The sequence below is a fragment of the Mesorhizobium sp. CNPSo 4671 genome (assembly GCF_057784245.1).
In genome coordinates this window covers 636429-658938 of the sequence record NZ_JBWLUW010000001.1, presented here as the reverse complement: position 1 = coordinate 658938, position 22510 = coordinate 636429, and the positions used below count along the sequence as shown (strand labels likewise).

The window sequence follows — 22510 nt, the reverse complement described above, 5'->3', positions numbered from 1 at the left end:
TTTTCGCCGGGATAGCAAGCCTTCCCACGACAAAGACCGTCTGACCTGCGTCGCGACGCGCTTCGGATCATTGCTTCATGCGTGTCGTGTTCCCAAAACCGGGGGCCACTTTTGGGCGACTTGCGTCAACCCACGATCGCAAAGGCTTCGCGCGTCGCGCCGGAGGCCGTCCGGACCGGCTTGCGGCCAATCCATTGGACATGCCGTCCCAGAGTCGCTGCGGCCGATTCGGCGTTGCCTTGCCGCAGGGCGGTCAGGATCGCCCGATGGTCCTGGTCGGTGCGCGCCTCCCACTCCGAACGCCATGCCGCGAACAGGAAGCGGGCGCTGGCCGCGTGCAGATCGTCGATGGTGGCGAGCAGGCGCGGCATGGCGCATGGTGCCAGGATCAGCCGGTGAAAGGCGCGGTTGGCTTCTTCCCAGGACCTGACGTCGCGGGACTTATCGCCGGCCTTGGTGGCTTCCTCGGCAAGATCGAGAATGGCTGACGTCAGATGCGGCGCGGCATGACGCAGCGCCAGCACCTCGAGGGCGGCCCGCATTTCAGCCACTTCCTTGACCTCGCCGAGATCGAAGGCCGCGACGCGCACGCCGCGGCGCGGCTCGCTGACGGCCAGGCCTTGCGCTTCCAGCCGGCGGAACGCCTCGCGCACCGGAACATGGCTGGTGTGGAACTCCTCGGCGACATGATCCTGGCGCAACCGGGCGCCAGGCTCGATCGCGCCCGAGATGATGCGGTCCGCCAGCACCTTGCTGATGCGCACCGCGATGGTGTCGTCCGTGCCCTTTGCCATGTTTTATAGATAATTTGCGGAAGGGCCGCTTGTCGAGATGGCGAGACCGGCTTCCACAACTGCCTGGCGAAACGGTACCGGCATTCAGGGGCGCCCTGCCAACCTTGCGTCCAACGCCTGCATGGCGACAGTGACGAGATCGTGCAGGCGCTTGTTTGGTACGCCATCACGCGCCTGTACCGAAAGCCCGTGCATGAGCGTGGCGTAGTAATCGCCCAGCGCCTCGGCATCCGTACCCGGTTTCAGTTCGCCGTCCCGAACAGCCTCGTTCAGCCGCTCGACGATCGATACCGTGCGCGCGCGGCGGTGCTGTGCCAGCCACTCCTGCACACGGTCATTCTCGACGGCGCAGTTGGTGGCGGCCGATACCACCATGCAGCCCTGCGGCCGCCCCGGCTTTGTGTAGGTTTCGACGGCATCGCGCAGCATCCGCTCGATGGCGCGCCGGGCGGCCGGCTCTTCCGCAAGCGCCCGTGTGGCAAAACCGCCTTCATTGGCCTCATAGAGGCCGACCGCTTCCCGAAACAGATCCTCCTTGGAACCAAAGGCCGCGTAGATGCGCGCCGAGGCGATGCCGAGCACCGAGACGAGATCGGCCATCGAGGTGCCTTCGTAGCCGCGCGTCCAGAAGGCATCCCGCGCCTTCTCAAGCGCCTGATCACGATCGAACTCCCTTGGCCTGCCCGCCATCGCCAACTCCATTTTTTATCGATCAACAAATAATCCGCTTGACTCCGGATTGCAAATTCCAATTCTTTGTCAATCGATAAAGAATCGGAAACCGGAGACTGACATGAGTTCACTCAATCAAGACGCGGCGCTCGATATCGCGCCAACTCAAGCGGCGGCCGGCAGCGGGCGCGGCGCCACGCTGGCGCTGCTCGCCTTCGCCCAGCTCATCATCGCGCTCGACCTCAACATCGTCTTCGTGGCGCTGCCGGAGATCGGCTCGGGCCTCGGCTTTTCCGGCCAGACATTGCAATGGGTGGTGAGCGCCTACACGGTCTTCACCGGCGGCTTCCTGCTGTTTGGCGGCCGCGCCGCAGACCTGGTCGGCCAGCGCCGCGTCTTCATCTTCGCGCTCTGGCTCTATGCGCTCTCATCGCTACTTGGCGGCCTCGCGTGGTCGCCCGGGGTCATCATCACGGCGCGCGCCGTGCAAGGCATCGGCGCTGCCTTCCTGTTTCCGGCGACATTGTCGCTGATCAATCGCCTGTTCGCGGAAGGGCCGGAGCGCAACCGGGCGCTCGCGGTCTGGGGTGGCGCCGGGGCAAGCGGCCTGACCCTTGGCTCCCTGGCGGGAGGGTTTTTGACCGGCGCCTTCGGCTGGCCGGCCGTGTTTTATGTCAATGTGGCGCTGGCCGGGATCGCCATCGCCGCCGCCTTTGCCATCATCCCGCGTGATCCGAAGCGGCAGGCGCATCGCAATTTCGACCTGCCCGGCGCGCTCACCGTCACCGCGGGCGCCACGCTGCTAGTCTTCACGCTGGTTCAGGGACCGGACTATGGCTGGACGTCACCGACAATCCTCACCAGCGCCCTGTTGGCGGCATTCTTCCTGGTAGTCTTCGCCGTGATCGAGGCACGGAGCGCCGACCCGCTTATGCCGCTGCGCCTGTTCCGCAACCGCAGCCTGGTCGCCGGCATGACGATCACCTTCCTCTACATGGGAACGTTCGGGGCCTTGCCCTATTTCCTCACCGTGCTGCTGCAGACCGTGCATGGCTTCACCGCGCTGGAGACCGGCCTCGCCTTCCTGGTGCCATCGATCGCTATCGCCACCGGCACGCAGCTCGGCGAGCGGCTGGCGACGCGCTTTTCGACACCCTCGACCCTGGTTGGCGGCATGGTTATCGGGGCGGCCGGCACAGCCTTGATGGTCCTTGGCGCGTCGGCCGAGAGCAGCTATGCCGCCCTCGTTCCGGGCCTGATCATCTCCGGTGTCGGCCAAGGCATCGTCTGGACCGCGATGTGGATCGCGGCTGCTTCGGGTGTCGCGCATGACGAACAGGGCGTTGCCTCGGGCATGGCCTGCACGACGCTCAACATTGGCAACGCCATCGGCATGGCGACGCTGATCGCCGTCGCCAACAGCCACATTGCCGGATTGACGGGCGATGCACTGAAGACCGCCATCGCCGACGGCATAGAGCTGGCCTTCTGGCTTGCGGCGGCAGGCATCGTGTTCAGCCTGCTGGCCGCAATGGTCCTGCCGGGGAAAGTAGCCGACGCCGAAGTGACGCCGTTCAGTTCACCCGGCTGATGCAAAAATCGATGACGTCGATCAGCGCCGATTTCTGCGACGTTTCCTCCAGCGGCGCCAGCGCGTCGCGGGCGATCTCGCCGAAATGCCGGGCGCGGCCGATCGTGTCGGCAATGGCGCCGTGACGGGTCATCAGGCCGATCGCCTTTTCCAGGCCGGCGTCGTCGACGACATTGTCCTCGATGGCGCGCTTCCAGAAGGTGCGCTCGGCCTTGGTGCCGCGCCGGTAGGCGAGGATGACCGGCAAGGTCACTTTGCCCTCGCGGAAATCGTCGCCGACATTCTTGCCGAGATCCTTGCTGGTGCCGCCATAGTCCAGCGCATCGTCGATGAGCTGGAAGGCAAGGCCGAGATTCATGCCGTAGGAGCGAAGTGCGGCGCGATCATTGCGGGTTGCCTGGGCGATGACCGGTCCAACTTCGGCGGCGGCCGAAAACAGCGCAGCGGTCTTGGCCTTGATGACTGCGAAGTGCTCATCCTCGGTGGTTTCGAGGTTCTTGGCGGCGGCAAGCTGCATCACCTCGCCCTCGGCGATAATCGAGGCTGCACTCGACAGGATGTCGAGCGCTTCGAGCGAACCGACATCGACCATCATGCGGAAGGCCTGGCCGAGCAGGAAGTCGCCGACCAGCACGCTCGCCTGATTGCCCCAGATCATGCGGGCGGTCTTCTTGCCGCGCCGCATGCCGCTCTCGTCGACGACGTCGTCGTGGAGAAGCGTCGCCGTATGCATGAACTCGACCGAGGTGGCGAGCTTGACGTGGCCCTCGCCGGCATAGCCGAACATCTGCGCGGCAGCGAGCGTCAGCATCGGCCTGAGCCGCTTGCCGCCGGACGAGATCAGATGGTTGGCAACCTCCGGGATCATCTCGACGTCGGAGCCGGCCTTGGACAGGATCAATTCGTTGACGCGGCCCATATCGGCAGCCGTCAGATCGATGAGATCCTTGATGGAGGCGGGTTCCCGCTTCCCGTTTTCGATGTTGAGAACGACACCCACGACAATCACTCCCGCCTTGGTATAACGCGTGCGACGGCACCCTTAGTCCCGATACGGACTCTAGGGCGGCGGACACGGCCACGGCAAGTGGCGAATTGGCGCGGCGCCGGTGACAGCTTGTTAACGATCCGGCAGGAAGCGAGGCTCTGCCGCGGAATCCCCTGCCCGTTTACATCAATAGCGCAAACTGCGAGTTTCATACGATGATAGAGCTTGTCCGCACCAACGATGCCGTCATCATCTCCTTTGTCGAATCGCTGATGCGCGACGCTGGCATTGCCTGCTTCGTCGCCGATCAGAATATGAGCATTCTCGAAGGGTCGATCGGTCTTTTGCAGAAGCGCGTCATGGTCGACGCTGACCAGGCCGATGCAGCACGTCGCATCCTCACGGACGCCGGCATCGCCAACGAGATCCGCACAAAATAATGTCGGCCGCGCCAGCCGCCCCTGCCCTTGACATCCTTGGCCCGGACACGCCGGCCCATACGGTCGATGCCTTCCATCGCGGCCGGTTCTGGCTCGTGCAGCCCAAGCATGGCGGCCACCGCGCCGGCATGGATGCGATGATGCTGGCGGCATCCGTGCCATCCTCGTTCGACGGACGCCTCGCCGATTTCGGCGCCGGCGCCGGCGCTGCCGGCCTGGCCGTGCTGTCGCGCTGTCCGGCTTCCCAGGCCGTGCTGGTCGAACGCGCGCCGGAAATGGCGGCCTTTGCCGCGGCCACCCTTGCTCATCCCGGCAATGCCCATCTCAGCGATCGTGCGTCCGTGCTTATCGCCGATGTCACGGTATCCGGCCGGGCGCGAGCGGCAGCCGGCCTCGCTGATAATGATTTCGACTACGTCATCATGAACCCGCCCTTCAACGCCGCCCGGGACCGCGCCACGCCTGACCGGCTGCGGAAGGAAGCCCATGTCATGGAGGACCGCCTGTTCGAAAGCTGGATCCGCAGTGCGGCGGCGGTGGTCAGGCCGCGCGGCGGACTTGCCGTCATTGCGCGGCCCGAACAGCTCGGCGCCATCCTCGACGCGATGTCAGGCCGTTTCGGCGATGCAGAGATGCTTGCCGTCCACCCTCGCCCCGACGCAGCCGCGATCCGCATCATCGTGCGGGCAGCACTCGGCGCGCGCGGAAAGCTCGCAATCCGCCCACCCCTTATGCTTCACGCGCAATCGGGCAACGGCCCCGACGAGCGCAGCGAAATGATCGCCAACGGTCTCGCCTCGTTGTTTGGAGATTGAGCTATTCCTGGCCTCCGCATTGCCGTTGGCCGGGAAATCCCTACATGCCTGCAACCCATCGACCGGAGACCATGCCCTCGTGAAACGCCTTTTCAACCGACTGCTGCCGAAATCCTGGCGCTCCACCGTCGTCATCATTCCGGTCATCCGGCTGCACGGTACCATCATGGCCGGCGGCCAGTTCCGGCAGAACCTGTCGCTGGCCTCCACCGCCGGCCTCATCGAGAAGGCGTTTTCCTTCGACGCGCCGGCAGTCGCCATCTCGATCAATTCGCCCGGCGGCTCGCCGGTGCAATCGCGGCTGATCTTCAAGCGCATCCGCGACCTGGCGGTTGAAAAGAACAGACAAGTTCTGGTCTTCGTCGAGGACGTCGCGGCCTCGGGCGGCTACATGATCGCGGTCGCCGGCGACGAGATTTTTGCCGATCCGTCCTCCATCGTCGGCTCCATCGGCGTGGTCTCGGCCTCGTTCGGCTTTCCCGAACTGATGAAGAAGATCGGCGTCGAGCGCCGTGTCCACACGGCCGGCCAGAACAAGGCGGTGCTTGATCCATTCAAGCCCGAGAAGAAGGAAGACGTCGAACGGCTGAAGGCGCTGCAGCTCGAGGTCCACGACACCTTCATCGATCTGGTCAAGGAGCGGCGCGGCAGCAAGCTGAAGGACGATCCAGACCTGTTCACCGGCCTGTTCTGGACCGGAAAAAGGGGGCTGGAGCTAGGCCTCGTTGATGCGCTCGGCGACATGCGCACGGTGCTGAAGACCCGGTTCGGGGCGAAGACCCAGTTGAGATTGGTCACGGCGCCACGCGGTTTCCTCAGCCGTTTCGGCCTGTTCGGCTCGAGCAACGGCTTTTCGGCGCCCGATATCGCCGCCGCTGCCGCCAGCGGCATCATCGATGCGGCGGAAGAGCGCGCATTGTGGGCTCGCTTCGGGCTTTGAAAAACCGGCAAAACCGTCTAGCATGAAAGCTTGAAGTCCTATGCATGTCGTTTTCCCAAACAGAACACAGTTTTGGGCGACATGCATTAACCGACCCAACCGGCCGCCTTCGCCGGCCCAGCGTGGGAGGAGTTTTGGCATGCCGCAGATCATTTTCTTCACCGTCGTTGGCGTCGCCGCCTATTTCGGCTACCGCACCTTCGTGCGCGAGGCCGAGCGCGTGACGGCCAAGGTGCGGCGCACCGAAAAGCAGGCGGCCAATGGCGCGATGGGAACGCTGGTTAAGGATCCGAAGACCGGCGAATACCGGCTGGCCAAGGACTGAGCATCATCCCCCATACGACTGACGCCGTGGACACCGAGATCGGTTCGCGCATCTGGCACGCGCACGCCAAGATCAATCTGGCGCTGCATGTCACCGGCAGGCGGCCTGACGGTTATCATCTGATCGACAGCCTTGCGGTGTTCACGCGTTTTGGCGACCGGGTCGAGATCGCGCTCGCCGACAGCGACGATTTTACTGTGTCCGGCCGCTATGCGCCCGCGGTTCCGCTCGACGCCGGCAATCTTGTGCTCAAGGCGCGCGATGCCTTGCGACGGGAGGCCGGCCCCGAGCGCACCCCATCTGTCGCCATAAAGCTGGAAAAGAACCTGCCGGTCGCCTCCGGCGTCGGCGGCGGATCGAGCGACGCGGCGGCCGTGCTGCGCGGACTGGCGCAGACATGGGGCCTGGAAATGGGCGGCGCCGAACTGGCGCGGATCGGTCTCTCGCTCGGCGCCGATGTGCCGATGTGCCTGGCGGCAAAGCCGCTGGTGGCGCGCGGCATTGGTGAAGAGCTGTCGATCGTGCCGGATTTCTCGGCGCTGGGACTGGTGCTGGTCAATCCCGGCACGCCGGTCTCCACGGCCGACGTGTTCGCGGCCCTTTCCCACCGCGACAACGAGCCCCTGCCGCCGCTGCCGCGCCGCATCGACTTTCACAGCCTGCGCAACTGGCTGGAGGTCACCCGCAACGATCTCGAACCGGCTGCGCTTGCGCTGCAGCCCGCCATCGGCCGGGCGCTTTCGTGGCTTGACAAGGCCGGATCTGGCTTTTCCCGCATGTCCGGATCGGGCGCGACCTGCTTTGGCCTGTTCGAAACCGGCAATGTCGCCAAGCGCGCGGCGGCCGAAATCCGCAGCCGCCAGCCCGACTGGTTCGTCGCGGCGACGCGCAGCATGTCATCGGAGGCTGAGTGAAATGGCTGGGATCAACGAGAGCCGTTCGTTCATGCCCGTGCGCATCGCGGTGCTGACGGTTTCCGACACGCGAAGCCTTGCCGACGACAAATCCGGCCAGACGCTGGCCGACCGCATCACCGAGGCCGGCCACATCCTGGCCGCCCGCGACATCGTCACCGATGACCGCGACAAGATCCGCGACACGGTGCTGGCGTGGTCGCGCGACAAGGCTATCGATGTCGTCATCACCACCGGCGGCACCGGCTTCACTGGGCGCGACGTGACGCCGGAGGCGCTGGAGCCGATCTTCGAAAAGCGAATGGACGGCTTTTCGGAAGTGTTCCACCGCATTTCCTACGACAAGATCGGCACGTCGACGATCCAGAGCCGGGCGACTGGCGGCGTCGTCAACGCCACTTTCGTCTTCGTTCTGCCGGGCTCGCCCGGCGCCTGCAAGGACGCCTGGGACGGTATCCTCAAGGCGCAGCTCGACTACCGGCACATGCCCTGCAACTTCGTCGAGATCATGCCGCGCCTGGACGAACATCTGCGGCGCGGCAAGTCGGCTCCGTAAAAGCCGAGGGCAAGTCCCGGTTTCACGCCGTGTTTGCCAGGCGAAACGGCGTTCGTGCCTTCGAAACGCCATTCCAAACCGGATACCGGAGAAAGTACCTTTTCGTGGAAGGGCCATAGCCGATCACGACAAGGACGATGCGATGAGCGAGCATATCGGCGGATGCCATTGCGGCAACATACGCCTTCGATTTTCAACCAAACTCGATCCTTCACAAATCGAAATCCGCGCCTGCCAATGCGCGTTCTGCATCAAGCATGGCTCGCGCGCCCTCGCCGACCCGGACGGACGATTGACCGTCTCGGTCGAGGACGAAGCCCGATTGCACAGATACCGGTTCGGTCTGCGTACAGCCGAGTATTTGATCTGCCGGGGCTGCGGTGTCTACGTCGCGGCGGTCACCACCGATGACAGGGATCCAAGGGCGATTGCCATCGTCAATGCCCTGGACGACCGGTTGCAGTTCAGCCGCGAACCGGTCGCCGTGGACTATGATGCCGAGAGCAGGGCAAGCCGCATTACCCGGCGACAGGCGCGCTGGATGCCGGTGGAGATCCGGTCCGCCTTTACCGGATGACCGGCTCGCCGTGAAAGCGCCGGCGCGAGGGGCGCGAAACGCCGAAGCCGACTTCCATCATCAGCCGCGGCGTGCGCGCCGGCACGGTGCCCATGTGAAAGCCGAACGGATCCTCGACGAAGCCGAGGCCGGCTTCGCCCGTCAGCGTCACCGGGCTTTGCTCGCCATAGACGTCCAGCACCTCCTGGGCGGGATGGCCGACCAACAGGGTGAGCTGATGCTTGATGGCACGGCGCCTGTGGCTGCCTCTGACATAGACGTGCGGACCGGTGTCGGCATCGACAGGCTTGAGGTAGAAGAAGAATTTCAGCATGCGCCAGTCGTCGAGGTCGAAGTGATACTTGCCGAGCGAGGCAAGGTTCTTGTCGGCGTCCGAGGCGTCGCCGGTCGGAAAGCTCCACCAGACACGCGTCGTGATCAGTTTGGCCTGAGCGCCGAGATAGTGCGCGGCAATGTCGAGAAGCAGCGGATCGCGCTGAATGGCGAGTGCCGCCGGGCAGTCGAGGATGCGTTCGAAATAGTGCCCGCTGAGCAGCGAGCGGCCCAGGCGTTTCTCCGCCTGCGCATGCTCGCCCGGCATGAATTCGAGACGCCGGTCGAAATTGCCGAAGCAAGGCGTGCGCCCCGCGAAAGCTGCGATCTCCTCATGGATCTCCGACGGAAGGACCAGGCCTGAAAACAGGCCGTCGGAACGCAGCGCATCGACCACCGCGGCTCGCTCGACACCGGAAAACATCGTCTCCCCAACATTGTCGGCAGGACGGGCGCGCTTTGCGCCCAGCCAATGCATCCGGCGCCCAGGCATGGTGCGCGCCAGCATGAACATCGGCAGCCAGGCCGGGTTTTCGCGCAGGTCCGTGAGATAGGTCGGAATGCGCACGGCAATGCGCCGCAGCAGACTCCCATTGCGGGCAATGGCTTCGAGACTGGCGGCGCCGGATTTTTCTGATGTTGAAAGGCTCATCGGATCCTCTTCTATGAGGGTGACACCCGATGCCGCATCGGTGCTCACCACTCGTATGACCCAAACCCAATTCACCCACCTCGGGGGAAGGCTAACCCCGCGTCAGGTTTTGTGCAATGCACAATGGACAGAGCAGATGCAAAAAATCACTTTGGGCCGCGGTGCTGCTGCTTCGGCGGCGCCACCCAGATCTCGGCGTCGAGCTTCTTCGTCGCCAGGCCGCGCGCCAGAGCCTCGGCGCTGCCGGCGCTCTTCGACAGCGATGCGGCCTGCCGTTTGCTGATCACCAGCCCGTCGGCGAGCGCGCGATTTCCTGAAAAGACCCGGGCCAGGAACGGCGTGCGGCTGCCGCGTGCGCGAGAAAACCGCGCCGCCATGGTTTGCTTCGCCGTGTGGACGACGACCGCTTCGATCCAGCCCTCCACCAGCCGCGCGCCCGGCTCCAGCAGCAGCAGCCAGTCCCCCTTGGCCTGCCGGATGCCGGCGGAGATACCGCCGCTTGCCACATAGTGGCAGCCGGCATGCTCGGCGACATGATGCGTCTGGTCGGTCGAGCCGGTGTCGCAGACGACGACTTCGCGCACAACACCCTCGACCGCGCCGCCGATCAGCGAGGCGAGCGTGCGGGCGAGAGCCTCCTCGTCATTACGCGTTTCGATGAGAACACTGAGCATGTTTAGCCGAATAGCGGAAAGCCGCGCACAGCGCCAGTTTTTGCGGCGCAGCATAAAAAGTTCTTGCTTTGTTCTCATTGGCCAAATAGGAATAATTTCATGAACAGAGCGATTCGACACAACATGGACAGTCCCTGGGAGCGGGCCAAGATGGAACCGATCGTGCGCGCCGACATTGCAGCCTTCGGAGCAGGACGCGCCGAAATGGCCAATGCGATGATCGAGCAGAGCGGCATGCGTATCCGTCCGGACCGCAACCGCGGCCGGTCGGCGGGCATCAATCCGTCCGGCCGCTTCGAACCGGTCAGCCGGCATGTCTTCGACGATGGCTGGAGTTCGCTGGAGGAACTGCCGCCGTTCAAGACCGAGGTGCAGGTCGAAAAGCCGCGCGCCATCATCACCCGCAATGAATCGCCCGACATTTCCTTCGACCGATCGATCAACCCCTATCGCGGCTGCGAACATGGGTGCGTCTATTGTTTCGCACGGCCGACGCATGCGTTCATGGGCCTGTCGCCGGGGCTGGATTTCGAATCCAAGCTGTTCGCCAAGCCGGATGCGGCGCGGCTGCTCGACAAGGAACTGTCGAAGGACGGCTACCAGCCGCGCACCATCGCCATCGGCACCAACACCGATCCCTACCAGCCGATCGAAAAGCAGTACCGGATCATGCGCGAGATCCTGGAAGTGCTGGAGGCGCGCGGCCATCCGGTCGGCATCGTCACCAAATCCGCTCTGGTGACGCGCGACATCGACATCTTGTCGCGCATGGCCGAACGTGGACTGGCCAAGGTGGCGCTGTCGGTGACGACGATGGACCGCATGCTGGCCAGGACGATGGAGCCCCGAGCGTCGACGCCGACCAAGCGGCTGGAGGCGATCCGGCAGCTGTCAGATGCCGGCATTCCGACTTCGGTCATGGTGGCGCCGATCATCCCCGGCCTCACCGACCAGGAGATGGAGCGGATCCTCGATTCGGCACGAGCCGCCGGCGCGCGCGAGGCGGGTTATGTCGTGCTGCGCCTGCCGCTGGAAGTCAGCCCGATCTTCAAGGACTGGCTGCTGCGCCACTATCCCGACCGCTACCGCCACGTGATGTCGCTGATCCGCTCGATGCGCGACGGCAAGGACTACGATTCGGAATGGGGCAAGCGCATGAAGGGAGCCGGACCCTATGCCTGGCAGATCGGCCGCCGTTTCGAGATCACCGCCAAGCGGCTCGGCATCAATGCCGAGCGGCGCACGCTGCGTACCGACCAGTTCGTCGCCGCCGGAAAGGACCAGGAGCAGCTGATGCTGCTCTGAGAACGCAATTCGCCGCGGCGGTTTGACCTGCCACGGCGTACAAAATCCCGTCCGGCCCGCCCCGGCCTGCAGACGGTGCCCTCCCGGTCCGGCGCCCCACCCGACCCGGAGGGACTTGCGGAGAATCGGAGCCGATGCGAACCTCGCCGCAACATGGCTCGCGCGCGTTCCGATTCTCCGCTTCTCTTCGAAATCGTCGAGAAACCCGATTTCTCCTTCGAGACGAAGGCGATGGCTGACGGGCTATGGCCGGTCGCGGGGATGGACGAGGCCGGCCGCGGTCCGCTGGCCGGGCCTGTGGTCGCCGCGGCTGTCGTGCTCGACCCCGCCAACATCCCCGAAGGCCTCGACGATTCAAAACGGCTCAGCCATTTGCAGCGCGAGGCGCTGTTCCTGCGCATTCTTGGTTCGGCGCAGGCGGTTTCGATGGCCTCGATCAGCGCCGAAGGCATTGACGGCAGCAATATCCTGAAGGCCAGCCTCGAGGCGATGCGCCGCGCCCTGGTCGGGCTGTCGGTTCGGCCGAAGCTCGCGTTGGCCGACGGCCGCGACGTGCCGCCGGGGTTGCCTTGCGACGGCCGTGCGCTGATCAAGGGCGACCAGCGCTCGCAATCGATCGCCGCCGCCTCGATCGTCGCCAAGGTGATGCGCGACCGCATGATGTGCGGCTGCGGCAGCCACCACGACCGCTACGGCTTCGAGGTCCATATGGGCTACGCCACCGCCCGCCACCGCACGGCCATCGAGGCGCATGGCCCGGTCGCGCGCCTGCACCGCGTGTCGTTCGCACCGTTCAGGCTGGGCGGAGCCGAGGTGGTTGAGGAAGAGAGCCTGGCCGGACTGGATTGAGCCGGACGGCGATATAGCTGATCTCCCCCCTTGTGGGGGAGATTAGCTGCTTTGACGCATCGCCAACAAAAAAGCCGCCAGGTTGCCCGGGCGGCTTTTTGATTTTCAAATCTTGTCGGCTCAGTTCAGCTTGGCCTTCACATCCGCGAGCGAAGCCTTGAACAGATCGGCTCCGGCCTTGACGTCGACCTTTACGGCGAGCAGCGCGCGGGCGGCCTCGACGGCGATGTCGACGGCGCTGGCGCGCACCTCGGCCACCGCATCGCGCTCGGCCTGACCGATCTTCTGTTCGGCAAGCGCGGTGCGCCGGGCAACGTAATCCTCGGTCTTCTTGTGCGCCTCGGCGGCGAGCATTTCGGCTTCGCGCTTGGCGGCAGCGACGATGTCGGCAGCCTCCTGCTCGGCTTCCTTGCGCTTCTTCTTGTACTGGCCAAGCAATTGCTGGGCCTCGTCGCGCAGCTTGCGGGCCTCGTCGAGTTCGCTGCTGATTCTGGCGGCGCGGGCGTCGAGCGCCTTGGCGATCAGGCCAGGCACCTTGATGTAGATAGCGATGCCCAGGAAGATGATCAGGGCAATCGTGGCCCAGAGCGTTGCGAGAGATGTAGCGTCCATGATGCGCTCCTCAACGGGCCACGGATTTGACCGCGGCCGCGATCTCGGCCTTGCTGGCCTTGCCGCCGACCAAGGCTTCGACGATCGCCGAAGCGGTGTCCTCGGCGATGCTGCCGACTTCCTTCATGGCGTTGGCCTTGATGGAAGAAATGCGCGCCTCGGCCTCGCCAAGCTTCTCGTCGAGAGCGGACTCGATCTTCTTGCGCGCGGTCTCGGCCTCCGCCTTGGCTGCATCGGCGGCCTGCTGGCCGATCGAGCTGGCGTTCTTCTTGGCTTCCGCCAGTTCCTGCTCGTAAGCAGCAACGGCGGCGTCGGCCTCGCCCTTCAACTTGCTCGCCTGATCGAGATCCTGGCTGATGCGATCGTTGCGGACATCGATGATGCCGCCAACGCGCGGCATCGCTACCTTCTTCAAGAAGAGGTAGAACAGCCCGAAGGTGATCGCCAGCCACAGAAGCTGTGACGGAAACGTTGCCGGATCGAATGGCGGGAACGTGCCGTGCGCTTCGGCAGGCACGCCGGTGCCGGAATGCGTGTCGCCTTCCGTCACGGCGGGCGCGGTCTCTTCCGCAAAGGCAGATGTCACGAACATCTCATTCCCCTGTCCATAAGGTAAGGTCGCACCATGCGCCCCCCTTCGTCAGCCTGTGTTTCTTACTTGAACACCAGGAGGAGCGCGATCAGGAGCGAGAAGATGCCCAGAGCTTCGGTCACGGCAAAGCCGAAAATCAGGCGGCCGAACTGGCCATCGGCAGCCGACGGATTGCGCAGCGCGCCCGAGAGATAGCTGCCGAAGATGTTGCCCAGGCCGATGCCCGCGCCACCCATGCCCAGGCAAGCGATGCCGGCGCCGATTGCAGCTGCTGCATTTACTTCCATGTCAAACTCCTTGTGGTTCCGTTGTCGTTGCAGATTGTAATTGGCGTCACGCGCCGGTGAAATTTAGTGGCTGGGGTGCAGGGCGTCGTTGAGGTACATGCAGGTCAACACCGCAAAGACGTAAGCTTGCAGGAAGGCGACGAGCAGTTCCAGCGCCGTCAGCGCCACCGCCATGGCCAGCGGCAGGATCGAGCCCGCCACGCCGACCGCGCCCAACGCGGAGAGGCTGACGACGAAGCCCGAAAACACCTTCAGCGTGATGTGGCCGGCCAACATGTTGGCGAACAGACGAACCGAGAGGCTGATCGGGCGCGAGACGAAGGAAATCACCTCGATCGGAACGACAAGCACCATCATCACGAGGGGCACGCCTTTCGGCACGAACAGCTTGAGGAAGCCCAGACCGTGCTTCATGAAGCCGTAGACGATGACGGTGCCAATCACCAGGATGGCGAGGCCGAAGGTGACGATGATGTGGCTGGTGATGGTGAAGAAATAGGGGAACAGGCCGAGCAGATTGGCGACCAGCACGAACATGAACAGCGAAAACACAAGCGGGAAGAACTTCATGCCCTGCGTGCCGGCGGCATCGCGCAACATGTTGCCGACGAATTCGTAGGCCATTTCCGAGATCGACTGAAGCCGACCGGGAACCAGGCTGCGGCTGGATGTGGTGAGATAGAGGAAGGCGGCCGCGACGATCACGGTCGCGACCATGAACAATGCCGAATTTGTGAAGGACAGGTCGTAGCCGCCGATGTTAATCGGAATCAGCTTGATGATATGGAACTGGTGGATCGGATCGACCTTGTCAGCTGCCACGTTCTAACCCCGTCAATGCCGCGTACGGCCAAATTATCATTGCCGCACCAGGGCGGCTATTTGCTGTCGTCCCGGCCAGAGCGCGATTTATCGCCCTGTCCGAATTCTGCCACAACGCCCGCGGAACGCATGACATTGAGTATACCGGCGCCAAAACCAAGCAGCAGGAAAACGATCAGACCCCACGGCGATGTCCCCGCCATACGGTCGATGATCCAGCCGATGCCGGCGCCTACCACCACGCCAGCGATAAATTCGCTGGAGAGCTTGACCGCCTGGCCGTAACCAGCCGCACTGCCCGCTTTCGCGTCGTCTTTCCCCTCGAGCCGGTTCGGCAGCCTTGTCGCAAGCGATGCTTCAAGTTCACGCCGACGTCGCTCAAGATCCTCGTCGCGGATGCCGGTTTCATGCTGATTGCCGCGGCCGGTTTCTCCGGTTCCGTCTGGCCTGTTTTTCTCGGCCATCGCAACCCCCCTGCCCGGTCAGACCGTCACCGTCCGTCCGCTTCTAAAGTCGCCGGCAACATAGTTAGAGGGTTTGCGCCCGTCAAGCCACGGGCGGAAGTTCATTGTCATGTATTTTAGGCAATAAAATCAACGAATTAGAGAGGTGCGACATCGTGCCCGCCGCGATGATGGGGATGCGTTGCACGAATCCCCCCGGCAATGGCTCTCTGATCGAGCCTGTGGCCGGTAGAAAAGACCAGCGGCTGGGGAGCCCTCAACTCCAGCCGCCGCCATAGGTGCGGTAGAAGATATGCAGGCCGATCTTGGTCATCTTCTGCATCGTGCGCGCCCAGCCCGGATGGACATATTGGGCATAGTAGTGGGTCGACGATCCGACCTCGGGGATGAAGATCTTGCCGGCGGTGACGGCCATGGCGATGTCCTGCGCGGTCTTGTAGGCGGCAGGATCGTCGATGCGCTTCTTCCTGCCGTCACAAGCGAAGGAGAACTGGCAGCGGTTGAACCAGCTATCGTTCTGGTAGACGACGCCGCAGATCGAATTCGGATAGGCCGGATTGCGCACGCGGTTGAGGATGACCTGGGCAACGGCAGCCTGGCCACGCACGGATTCGCTCCTTGCCTCGAAATAGATGCCATTGGCCAGGCATTTTTGCTCGGGCTTGGAGAAGACGCTGGCCGGCAGCGGGTTCTGGATCCACCAATGGTCGCCCTTGGCCATCGGCGGAATGAAGCGGCCGCTGTTGGGCTGCTCGTCCTGCAGCAAGGCTTCGAAGGGCGAAGCCTTGGCATAGTCCGGCTCGGATTGCGCATAGGCCGTCGCCAGGACGTCGGGATGGTCGTTGTTCACCAAAGCGGCAAGCATGGCCGGCACGCCGGGATCAGGCTTCTTGTCCTCGCGCGCATGGAATTCCGCGGCGATCTGGATTTCCTTGCCTTTGATCTGCGGCTTGGCAAAGGCCATTTTCAGGCCGCCGTCCATGCTCGGCCGCATCAGGGAAGAGGTCCGCTGGAAAATCGAACCAGCGTTGAAGTTCTTCGGCGGCGCGACGGGAGACACCTGGACGATGCGGCCCTTCTTGTCGGCACGCACCACGCGATCCTCGTCGGGCGAGCCGCTGACCTTGCCGCCCTTGCCACGAAATGACACATTGCCGACGCCAGCCAGGTGAATGCCCGATCCGGAGATCGAGCCGGTGACGTCGGAATCGATGAAGGGCATCTCGGCGGCATGGGTCGAGCCCGCGACGGATCTCTCGACATAGGAATTCCAGCGCGCGGTCGGCGATTCAAGGCCGGAAACGAGGCTGGTCATGTCCTGGTAGGCGGCGACGGTCGGGAAGCCGATCCAGATGCCGAGGCCGATGATGAAAGGAGACACAAAATTGCGTTTCTTCTCACCGGCGGCGGCAACAAGCCGCTTCAAGACGCGTCGATGCACGGAACTCTCTCCAGGAACGCCACTGACCCCACTGGAGAGCAAAATGATGCATTAACCTTGATGGGACGTTAACGGGATCGATCGGGTTTTCTCAGTCGGCTCAAGGTCGTGGTTTCGAAGTCGGGCGGTTTTGCGGCGAGAGCGTTTGGGCGGGCCGCAGGAAGATCGGCCAGGCGATCAGCGCGCAGATGGCGGCCGACAGCCAGACGCCGGACCAGGACCAGAGGTGCAGCAGCCCGGGAATGGCCACCGGCACCAGGAAGAAACCTACAAAAACAAAGGTGTTGGCCAAGCTGAGCGCGGTTCCGACATGGCCGGCGCCGGCAAGGGTGGCTAGCTCGGTATAGGCGACGCCATGCCAGGCGGACACCGAGAGCCTGCCACAATCAGCACCAAGGGAAGGACGGCAACCAGGAAAGACTGGCCGCCCGGCATCGCGGGGCTGACCAGCACCAGCAGCCAAAGCACCGCGAAGGCGAACGCGCTGAGCGCACTCAACAGGCGCAGAAACTGGCGGCGGTTGCCATGGCGGTCGGTGAAGCGGCCACTCCAGACGCGCATGACCATGGCACCGGTCTGCACGGCTGCGAGGCTCGCACTGATCGCCGCTGTTCCCAGCCCGGCGAAGTCGTGCAGGAACACCGATGCGAAGGTGAGCACCGCCACTTGTGGGAAGCAAAGCAGGCCGATGGCGGTGGCGATGCGCCAGACTTCGATGTTGCGCAGCGGCGCCGGTCCGGCCGCGGCCGGCGAAACGGCGTGCCCCGCCGTCGGCGGTTCGTGCAGCCAACGCCAGGCAAACAGGGCGGAGAGAGCCGATGCGCCCGCCAGCAGCCCGAACACCGCGGAGAAGCCGAAAGCGAGCGCGAGCGACGGCAGGACAAGCGCGCCGAGGCCACCGCCAAGCGGCACCGCCGTCTGCCTTATGCTCATGGCAAAGCCGCGCTCGTTTTCCCGGAACCAGCCCATGATGGCGCGGCCGCTCGAGCCGTTGACGCTGCCACCGAGCAATCCGGTGAGGAGCAGGCTTGCCGACAGCAGCATGACATCGGGAACGCCTGACCTTGTCGGCACGACAAGCATGGCCATGGCAAGGAGCCAGGCCGCCGTCGCGCCAAGCCCGATCAGCAGCACGCGACGATCGCCCCAGCGATCGGTGAGCAGGCCCCAGGGCAATTCGCTGAGCGCAACGCCCAGGCCGAGAAGGCCGAGCGCCAAGCCAAGTTCGGCATTGCTTAAGTGATAGCCCTGACGAAGCACGACCGCCGTTGCCGGTATGCCGGAGAAGGTGGCCGAGAAACTGGCGTTCGCGGCGACGCCGATGCCCAGGACCTTCCAGCGATGGCCGGGGCTGAACACCCTTGCGGCGGGGCCTGCAGCGCTGTCTTTCAGGATTTGTCTTGGCTGTTGGTTGGTGCAGTCGACAATGGCGGACATGGTTTCATTCCCGTGGTGGCCCAGTCGCCTGGACCTTGACGGCACCTCTGTAGCGCCATAATTTCGTCCTTAAAATCAGGAATTTTTTGACTGTTAATCCTGAAAAACAGGACATTTCTATGCAACGTGCGACTTTCGACCTCGACGTTCTCCGCAGTTTCGTCACCGGCATGGAGTTGGGCAGCTTTGCCAAGGCCGCCGACCGGCTCGGCCGGTCGACCTCGGCGGTCAGCGCGCAATTGAAGAAACTGGAAGAGCAGGCGGCGACGCCGATCTTCCGTAAATCGGGGCGCGGCCTCGCTTTGACGGAGGCCGGCGAGACCATGCTCGGCTATGCCCACCGGCTGCTCGAGCTGAATGACGAGGCGGCCGCGGCGATCCATGACGTCGAACTGGAAGGCTGGGTGCGGCTCGGCCTGCAGGAGGATTTCGGCGAGGCGGTGCTGCCGGACGTGCTCGGCCGCTTCGCCCGCGCCCACCCCAAGGTCAAGATCGAGGCCAGGATCGCGCGCAGCCACGATCTTGCCGAAAGGGTGGTGTCGGGCAGCCTCGACATCGCGCTCGCCTGGCACAGCGGCCAGACGCTGCCCTACAGCGAACATGTCGCGGATGTTCCCATGCGCTGGATCGGCCCGGCAAAGCGCATCGAGACTAGCCTGCGGGACGGCGAGCCACTGCCGCTGGTGGCGCTCGAGGCGCCATGCCTGCTGCGCACGGTGGCGACGGAAACGCTCGACCGCGCCGGGCTGCCCTGGCGCATGGCCTTCTCCAGCCCGAGCCTTGGCGGCATCTGGGCGGCCGTGGCGGCTGGGCTGGGACTGACGATCCGCACCGACATCGGCCTGCCGGCCAGCGTCAGCGCGATGACGCCGGAGATCGCTGGGCTGCCGGCACTTCCCAAGATGGCGCTGTTCCTGCATCGCCGGGATGCCGAGCCCGAGCCGGTGGCGGCACGCCTCGGAGACATATTGCTGGAAGCGGCGCGGCAGGCCTTGCCGGGCAATGCGCGGACTGCCGGCTTGCGTGCGGTGGCCTGATCAGACGAGCGCTGGAGCTCAGTTGCGCTTCTTGGCTCGGCCGGCGAACGGATTGTCCGAGGTGCGCAGCGCGATGCGGATCGGCACGCCCGGCATGTCGAAGGCTTCGCGCAGGCTGTTGGAGAGATAGCGCACATAGGATTGCGGCATCGCATCCGGACGCGAGCACTGAACAACAAAACCCGGCGGCCGCGTCTTGGCCTGGGTGACATATTTGACCTTGAGGCGGCGCCCGGCAACGGCGGGCGGGGGGTGGTGCGCCAGTATGGCTTCCAGCCAGCGGTTGAGCTTGCCGGTCGAGACGCGGCTGTTCCAGACCTTGTGCGTCCTGAGCACCGCGTCCATCAGCTTGTCGAGGCCGCGCCCGGTCTCGGCCGAGACCGGCACCGCCTGGATGCCGCGCACCTGCGGCAGCAGCCGCTCAGTCTTCTCGCGCAGTTCCGCCAGCAGCTCCTGCGGATGATCGATCAGGTCCCATTTGTTGAAGGCGATCACCGGCGCCCTGCCCTCACGGATGATCAGGTCGGCGATCTGCAGGTCCTGCTTCTCGAAGGGAATGGTGGCGTCGAGCACGATGACAACGATCTCGGCGAAGCGGATGGCGCGCAAGCCATCCTGCACCGACATCACTTCCAGCTTTTCGTGGATCCTGGCCTTGCGGCGCATGCCCGCGGTATCGAACAGTTTCAGCCGACGGCCATGCCAGTCCCAGTCGACCGAGATCGAATCCCGAGTGATGCCGGCTTCCGGTCCTGTCAGCAGCCGTTCCTCGCCAATCAGCGCATTGATCAGCGTCGACTTGCCGGCGTTCGGGCGGCCGACGACGGCGATGCGCATCGGCTTGGTGTCGTCGTAGGTGTGCGCATCCTCGGCATCAGGGTCGGCAATGTCCTCGCCGATCAGCACCTCGGTGGCGGCGATCTCGTCGTCTTCGCCCTCTTCCTCCTCGCCGAAGGCGCACGCCTCGCCGAGCGCGCCAATGACCGCATCGCGCAGATCGGGCATGCCCTGGCCATGTTCGGCCGAAACCGGGATCGGCTCGCCAAGACCCAGTTCCCAGGCCTCCAGCATGCCGCCCTGCGCGCCCTTGGCTTCGGCCTTGTTGGCGACCAGCACGACCGGCTTGCCGGACTTGCGCACGATCTCGGCGAAGGTCCTGTCGTCCGGCAGCAAGCCGGACTTGGCGTCGATGGTGAAGAAGATCAGGTCGGCTTCGCGGATGGCGATCTCGGTCTGCGCCCGCATGCGGCCGGGCAAGGTCGAGGCACCCGCGTCCTCGAAACCGGCGGTGTCGATGACGTCGAAATGCAGGTCGTAGAGCTTGGCGGCATGGACGCGACGGTCGCGGGTGACGCCCGGCGTGTCGTCGACAAGCGCCAGCTTCCTTCCCACCAGCCGATTGAAAAGAGTCGATTTGCCGACGTTAGGTCTGCCGATGATGGCGACTTTGAAGGTCATACGGTCCCACAATCATGCATGTCGTTGTCCCAAAACCGCGGCACACTTTTGGGCGACATGCATTTACGAGGCATTGCCAGAGCCGCGGATCAGCTCGGACATCAGCGTTGCCCGCTCGCGGGTATTGCGCGGGGCGCCGTCATCGGCGGCGATCTGGTCGAACAGCTTTAGCGCGTCCTGGGTCTTGCCTTCCTTCCAGGCGGCAAGGCCGAGCGCCTCACGCGCGGTGTGGCGCAGCGTGTTGGTGTCCGATGTCAGCGCCTCGACGCGGCTGGACACGTCGGCGAAGGAGCCGTGATCGACGAGCAGGAGCGCCGCCCTGAGCCGCGCCATGTCACGAATGCCCTGGGGGATGGCGGTGTCGGCGGCGACCTCATCGAAATCCTTGACGGCGGCATCGGTGTCACCTTTGCTCGCCTTGACGGTGGCGGCACGCATGCGGGCGAGCAGCGGATAGGCGCCGTAGCCATCTTTCTCCAACTGATCGAGCGCGGCCAGCGCATCGTCGTTCTTGCCGTCATTGGCAAGCTTCAGCGCCTGCGAGAACGCATCGCCGGAGCGGTTGGCGCGCGTCTCGTCCCAATAGCGGTAGCCGACGAAAGCGGCGGTGCCGAGCACCACGAGGATCGCAATGACAAGCAAGGCCGGGCCGAAACGGTCCCACAGCTTCTGCGCCTGTTCCCGACGCATCTCGTCGTTGACTTCACGGATAAAACTGTCGTCGGACATCAATCAAAACCACTTTTGCCCCGGGCCGGGGCGGTTCATGAGCCCGCGTTTTAGCGAAATTTTGTCGGCATGGAAGGGGTTCGGCCGGAAAATCGGCTATTCCCCCGGGGCAAACGGATGTTTGCCCCGGGGCAAACGGTCGAAAAGCCCAATCGCACCCACGCCACATTTCGGGGATAGCCGGCTTGCTGACCGCCAGGAGCCTGTAAGTTGCCGATGCCTTGTTTGTTTCGTGTTGCTGCGTTTGCACTTGCCTCCCTCGCCACCGCCGGCTCGGCTCTGGCCAATCCACCCGCGCCGCCAATGCCGGCGAAGCCGAAGCAGGTGGTCATCATTTCCTTCGACAGCGCCCGCGACATCTCGCAGTGGAAGCGCAGCCGGGCGCTGGCGCAGCGCACCGGCGCGCATTTCACCTATTTTCTCTCCTGCGTCTTCCTGCTGTCGCCTGAGACGCGCAAGGAATACACCGCGCCCGGCAAAACGGCCGGCAAATCCAATATCGGCTTTGCCGCTTCCAAACAGGAAGTGGCCGAGCGGCTCGAACAGATCGGCCTTGCCGCGCATGAGGGCCATGACATCGCCAGCCACGCCTGTGGCCATTTCGACGGCAAGGACTGGAGCAAGGCCGACTGGCTGAAGGAGTTCGGCTCGTTCAAGCACATTCTCGAGAACGCCTATGCGATCAACGGCATTGTGCCTGAACCCGATGGCTGGCGCGAATTCGCCCGGCATGGCGTGGTCGGTTTTCGCGCGCCCTATCTGTCGGCAAGCAAGACGCTCTACGAGGCCTTACCCGCCGCCGGCTACCAGTTCGACGCCAGCGGCGTCTCGCAGGGCCCTGCCCAGCCGCCGACCGTCGGCGGCATCACCCGCTTTTCACTGCCGCAGATTCCGGAAGGTCCGAATTCCAGGCCGGTGATCGCCATGGATTACAATCTCTATGTCAGACACTCCGGCGGCTTCGAGCGGCCGAGCAAGGCGGGCGAATTCGCCGACCGGACCTATCAGGCGTTTCGCGCCGCTTTCGACGCGCAGTATCAGGGCAGGCGTATTCCGCTGGAACTCGGCTTCCACTTCACGCTGATGAATGACGGCGCCTACTGGAACGCGCTGGAGCGCTTTGCCGGCGAGGTCTGCGTCAAGTCAGATGTCGAATGCATCAGTTTTCGCGATTATGTCACGCGGCAGGATGGCGGCCAGAAGCAGGCCTCGGTTGGCGGCTAAGCC

Annotated in this window: 27 protein-coding genes; 12 read left to right on the top strand and 15 right to left on the bottom strand. The window is 64.2% G+C overall.

The genetic code is table 11. The features are described 5' to 3' along the window. Positions 1–125: 125 nt before the first annotated feature. Positions 126–794, bottom strand: coding sequence for a GntR family transcriptional regulator (locus AC04SF_RS02930; RefSeq protein ID WP_488476425.1), 669 nt, complete (start codon positions 792–794; stop codon positions 126–128). Positions 795–878: 84 nt separating this feature from the next. Then, the gene (locus AC04SF_RS02925) at positions 879–1484 is read right to left on the bottom strand and encodes a TetR/AcrR family transcriptional regulator (RefSeq protein WP_488476424.1); all 606 of its coding nucleotides are present in this window, start codon (positions 1482–1484) and stop codon (positions 879–881) included. A gap of 103 nt (positions 1485–1587) precedes the next feature. Here AC04SF_RS02925 and AC04SF_RS02920 point away from each other — a divergent pair, with 103 nt between their 5' ends. Beyond that, positions 1588–3057, top strand: coding sequence for an MFS transporter (locus AC04SF_RS02920; RefSeq protein ID WP_488476423.1), 1470 nt, complete (start codon positions 1588–1590; stop codon positions 3055–3057). On the opposite strand, the gene AC04SF_RS02915 is transcribed toward AC04SF_RS02920, so the two are convergent. Continuing rightward, the gene (locus AC04SF_RS02915) at positions 3041–4057 is read right to left on the bottom strand and encodes a polyprenyl synthetase family protein (protein WP_095198726.1); all 1017 of its coding nucleotides are present in this window, start codon (positions 4055–4057) and stop codon (positions 3041–3043) included. The two genes, AC04SF_RS02920 and AC04SF_RS02915, sit on opposite strands and share 17 nt — an antisense overlap. Positions 4058–4260: 203 nt before the next feature. Between AC04SF_RS02915 and AC04SF_RS02910 the strand changes: the two genes are divergently transcribed. From AC04SF_RS02910 to AC04SF_RS02880, 7 genes are all read left to right on the top strand, one after another. Continuing rightward, complete coding sequence (locus tag AC04SF_RS02910) at positions 4261–4485, top strand: putative signal transducing protein (RefSeq protein ID WP_096455869.1); 225 nt, start codon at positions 4261–4263, stop codon at positions 4483–4485. Further along, positions 4485–5300, top strand: coding sequence for a tRNA1(Val) (adenine(37)-N6)-methyltransferase (locus AC04SF_RS02905; RefSeq protein WP_488476422.1), 816 nt, complete (start codon positions 4485–4487; stop codon positions 5298–5300). The genes AC04SF_RS02910 and AC04SF_RS02905 overlap by 1 nt, the downstream gene beginning before the upstream one ends. Before the next feature lie 79 nt (positions 5301–5379). Beyond that, positions 5380–6240, top strand: coding sequence for a S49 family peptidase (locus AC04SF_RS02900; protein ID WP_488476421.1), 861 nt, complete (start codon positions 5380–5382; stop codon positions 6238–6240). 139 nt (positions 6241–6379) lie between these two features. Beyond that, on the top strand, positions 6380–6565 hold the full coding sequence (locus AC04SF_RS02895; RefSeq protein ID WP_013896713.1) for a membrane protein: 186 nt from the start codon (positions 6380–6382) through the stop codon (positions 6563–6565). Between the two features lie 26 nt (positions 6566–6591). Continuing rightward, positions 6592–7479: a 4-(cytidine 5'-diphospho)-2-C-methyl-D-erythritol kinase gene (locus tag AC04SF_RS02890; RefSeq protein WP_488476420.1), complete on the top strand. Its 888-nt coding sequence runs from the start codon at positions 6592–6594 to the stop codon at positions 7477–7479. A 1-nt stretch (position 7480) separates the two neighbouring features. Then, positions 7481–8035: a molybdenum cofactor biosynthesis protein B gene (gene moaB, locus AC04SF_RS02885; RefSeq protein ID WP_096455861.1), complete on the top strand. Its 555-nt coding sequence runs from the start codon at positions 7481–7483 to the stop codon at positions 8033–8035. A gap of 142 nt (positions 8036–8177) precedes the next feature. Beyond that, positions 8178–8612, top strand: coding sequence for a GFA family protein (locus AC04SF_RS02880; protein ID WP_488476419.1), 435 nt, complete (start codon positions 8178–8180; stop codon positions 8610–8612). Here AC04SF_RS02880 and AC04SF_RS02875 read toward each other — a convergent pair. Both AC04SF_RS02875 and AC04SF_RS02870 read right to left on the bottom strand, forming a co-directional pair. Then, the gene (locus tag AC04SF_RS02875) at positions 8602–9576 is read right to left on the bottom strand and encodes a hypothetical protein (protein ID WP_488476418.1); all 975 of its coding nucleotides are present in this window, start codon (positions 9574–9576) and stop codon (positions 8602–8604) included. The two genes, AC04SF_RS02880 and AC04SF_RS02875, sit on opposite strands and share 11 nt — an antisense overlap. Positions 9577–9722: 146 nt before the next feature. Next, entirely contained in the window at positions 9723–10250 is a 528-nt protein-coding gene (locus AC04SF_RS02870) for a glycosyltransferase (RefSeq protein WP_488476417.1), read from the bottom strand. 150 nt (positions 10251–10400) lie between these two features. On the opposite strand from AC04SF_RS02870, the gene AC04SF_RS02865 reads away from it, so the two are divergent. Both AC04SF_RS02865 and rnhB read left to right on the top strand, forming a co-directional pair. Beyond that, entirely contained in the window at positions 10401–11555 is a 1155-nt protein-coding gene (locus AC04SF_RS02865; RefSeq protein WP_488476672.1) for a PA0069 family radical SAM protein, read from the top strand. 153 nt (positions 11556–11708) lie between these two features. After that, complete coding sequence (gene rnhB, locus AC04SF_RS02860) at positions 11709–12404, top strand: ribonuclease HII (RefSeq protein WP_475435199.1); 696 nt, start codon at positions 11709–11711, stop codon at positions 12402–12404. Between the two features lie 120 nt (positions 12405–12524). Here the strand turns inward: rnhB and AC04SF_RS02855 are convergent, their stop codons facing one another. The 8 genes from AC04SF_RS02855 to AC04SF_RS02820 all read right to left on the bottom strand — a co-directional run bounded on the left by AC04SF_RS02855 (position 12525) and on the right by AC04SF_RS02820 (position 18059). Continuing rightward, on the bottom strand, positions 12525–13016 hold the full coding sequence (locus tag AC04SF_RS02855) for a F0F1 ATP synthase subunit B (protein WP_488476416.1): 492 nt from the start codon (positions 13014–13016) through the stop codon (positions 12525–12527). A 10-nt stretch (positions 13017–13026) separates the two neighbouring features. Next, a complete protein-coding gene (locus tag AC04SF_RS02850; protein ID WP_096455851.1) occupies positions 13027–13608 on the bottom strand; it encodes a F0F1 ATP synthase subunit B in 582 nt (193 codons plus the stop codon). 62 nt (positions 13609–13670) lie between these two features. Next, positions 13671–13895, bottom strand: coding sequence for a F0F1 ATP synthase subunit C (locus AC04SF_RS02845; RefSeq protein ID WP_010914827.1), 225 nt, complete (start codon positions 13893–13895; stop codon positions 13671–13673). A gap of 63 nt (positions 13896–13958) precedes the next feature. Next, positions 13959–14717 carry a F0F1 ATP synthase subunit A gene (locus tag AC04SF_RS02840; RefSeq protein ID WP_096455849.1) on the bottom strand — a complete coding sequence of 253 codons (759 nt, stop codon included), beginning with the start codon at positions 14715–14717 and terminating at the stop codon, positions 13959–13961. Positions 14718–14773: 56 nt separating this feature from the next. Next, positions 14774–15181 (bottom strand): AtpZ/AtpI family protein, encoded by a 408-nt coding sequence (locus AC04SF_RS02835; RefSeq protein WP_488476415.1) that lies wholly within the window; start codon positions 15179–15181, stop codon positions 14774–14776. 256 nt (positions 15182–15437) lie between these two features. Further along, a complete protein-coding gene (locus AC04SF_RS02830; RefSeq protein WP_202350902.1) occupies positions 15438–16622 on the bottom strand; it encodes a cell wall hydrolase in 1185 nt (394 codons plus the stop codon). A gap of 100 nt (positions 16623–16722) precedes the next feature. After that, positions 16723–16992, bottom strand: coding sequence for a hypothetical protein (locus AC04SF_RS02825; RefSeq protein WP_488476414.1), 270 nt, complete (start codon positions 16990–16992; stop codon positions 16723–16725). Continuing rightward, positions 16956–18059, bottom strand: a complete 1104-nt coding sequence (locus AC04SF_RS02820; RefSeq protein WP_488476413.1) for an MFS transporter — start codon at positions 18057–18059, stop codon at positions 16956–16958. The genes AC04SF_RS02825 and AC04SF_RS02820 overlap by 37 nt, the downstream gene beginning before the upstream one ends. A gap of 119 nt (positions 18060–18178) precedes the next feature. On the opposite strand from AC04SF_RS02820, the gene AC04SF_RS02815 reads away from it, so the two are divergent. Continuing rightward, complete coding sequence (locus tag AC04SF_RS02815; RefSeq protein WP_488476412.1) at positions 18179–19096, top strand: LysR substrate-binding domain-containing protein; 918 nt, start codon at positions 18179–18181, stop codon at positions 19094–19096. 18 nt (positions 19097–19114) lie between these two features. Here the strand turns inward: AC04SF_RS02815 and der are convergent, their stop codons facing one another. Both der and AC04SF_RS02805 read right to left on the bottom strand, forming a co-directional pair. Next, on the bottom strand, positions 19115–20554 hold the full coding sequence (der, locus tag AC04SF_RS02810; protein WP_488476411.1) for a ribosome biogenesis GTPase Der: 1440 nt from the start codon (positions 20552–20554) through the stop codon (positions 19115–19117). A 63-nt stretch (positions 20555–20617) separates the two neighbouring features. Further along, complete coding sequence (locus AC04SF_RS02805; protein ID WP_096455835.1) at positions 20618–21283, bottom strand: tetratricopeptide repeat protein; 666 nt, start codon at positions 21281–21283, stop codon at positions 20618–20620. 216 nt (positions 21284–21499) lie between these two features. Between AC04SF_RS02805 and AC04SF_RS02800 the strand changes: the two genes are divergently transcribed. Beyond that, a complete protein-coding gene (locus AC04SF_RS02800; protein WP_488476671.1) occupies positions 21500–22507 on the top strand; it encodes a polysaccharide deacetylase family protein in 1008 nt (335 codons plus the stop codon). Positions 22508–22510: the final 3 nt, after the last annotated feature.

Excerpts from the sequence above, each read along its gene's own strand:
- AC04SF_RS02930 (WP_488476425.1), bottom strand. The coding sequence starts at position 794 with ATGGCAAAGGGCACGGACGACACCATCGCGGTGCGCATCAGCAAGGTG.
- AC04SF_RS02925 (WP_488476424.1), bottom strand. The coding sequence starts at position 1,484 with ATGGCGGGCAGGCCAAGGGAGTTCGATCGTGATCAGGCGCTTGAGAAG.
- AC04SF_RS02920 (WP_488476423.1), top strand. The coding sequence starts at position 1,588 with ATGAGTTCACTCAATCAAGACGCGGCGCTCGATATCGCGCCAACTCAA.
- AC04SF_RS02910 (WP_096455869.1), top strand. The coding sequence starts at position 4,261 with ATGATAGAGCTTGTCCGCACCAACGATGCCGTCATCATCTCCTTTGTC.
- AC04SF_RS02905 (WP_488476422.1), top strand. The coding sequence starts at position 4,485 with ATGTCGGCCGCGCCAGCCGCCCCTGCCCTTGACATCCTTGGCCCGGAC.
- AC04SF_RS02895 (WP_013896713.1), top strand. The coding sequence starts at position 6,380 with ATGCCGCAGATCATTTTCTTCACCGTCGTTGGCGTCGCCGCCTATTTC.
- moaB (WP_096455861.1), top strand. The coding sequence starts at position 7,481 with ATGGCTGGGATCAACGAGAGCCGTTCGTTCATGCCCGTGCGCATCGCG.
- AC04SF_RS02880 (WP_488476419.1), top strand. The coding sequence starts at position 8,178 with ATGAGCGAGCATATCGGCGGATGCCATTGCGGCAACATACGCCTTCGA.
- AC04SF_RS02875 (WP_488476418.1), bottom strand. The coding sequence starts at position 9,576 with ATGAGCCTTTCAACATCAGAAAAATCCGGCGCCGCCAGTCTCGAAGCC.
- AC04SF_RS02870 (WP_488476417.1), bottom strand. The coding sequence starts at position 10,250 with ATGCTCAGTGTTCTCATCGAAACGCGTAATGACGAGGAGGCTCTCGCC.
- AC04SF_RS02865 (WP_488476672.1), top strand. The coding sequence starts at position 10,401 with ATGGAACCGATCGTGCGCGCCGACATTGCAGCCTTCGGAGCAGGACGC.
- rnhB (WP_475435199.1), top strand. The coding sequence starts at position 11,709 with ATGGCTCGCGCGCGTTCCGATTCTCCGCTTCTCTTCGAAATCGTCGAG.
- AC04SF_RS02855 (WP_488476416.1), bottom strand. The coding sequence starts at position 13,016 with ATGGACGCTACATCTCTCGCAACGCTCTGGGCCACGATTGCCCTGATC.
- AC04SF_RS02850 (WP_096455851.1), bottom strand. The coding sequence starts at position 13,608 with ATGTTCGTGACATCTGCCTTTGCGGAAGAGACCGCGCCCGCCGTGACG.
- AC04SF_RS02845 (WP_010914827.1), bottom strand. The coding sequence starts at position 13,895 with ATGGAAGTAAATGCAGCAGCTGCAATCGGCGCCGGCATCGCTTGCCTG.
- AC04SF_RS02835 (WP_488476415.1), bottom strand. The coding sequence starts at position 15,181 with ATGGCCGAGAAAAACAGGCCAGACGGAACCGGAGAAACCGGCCGCGGC.
- AC04SF_RS02820 (WP_488476413.1), bottom strand. The coding sequence starts at position 18,059 with ATGTCCGCCATTGTCGACTGCACCAACCAACAGCCAAGACAAATCCTG.
- AC04SF_RS02815 (WP_488476412.1), top strand. The coding sequence starts at position 18,179 with ATGCAACGTGCGACTTTCGACCTCGACGTTCTCCGCAGTTTCGTCACC.
- der (WP_488476411.1), bottom strand. The coding sequence starts at position 20,554 with ATGACCTTCAAAGTCGCCATCATCGGCAGACCTAACGTCGGCAAATCG.
- AC04SF_RS02805 (WP_096455835.1), bottom strand. The coding sequence starts at position 21,283 with ATGTCCGACGACAGTTTTATCCGTGAAGTCAACGACGAGATGCGTCGG.
- AC04SF_RS02800 (WP_488476671.1), top strand. The coding sequence starts at position 21,500 with ATGCCTTGTTTGTTTCGTGTTGCTGCGTTTGCACTTGCCTCCCTCGCC.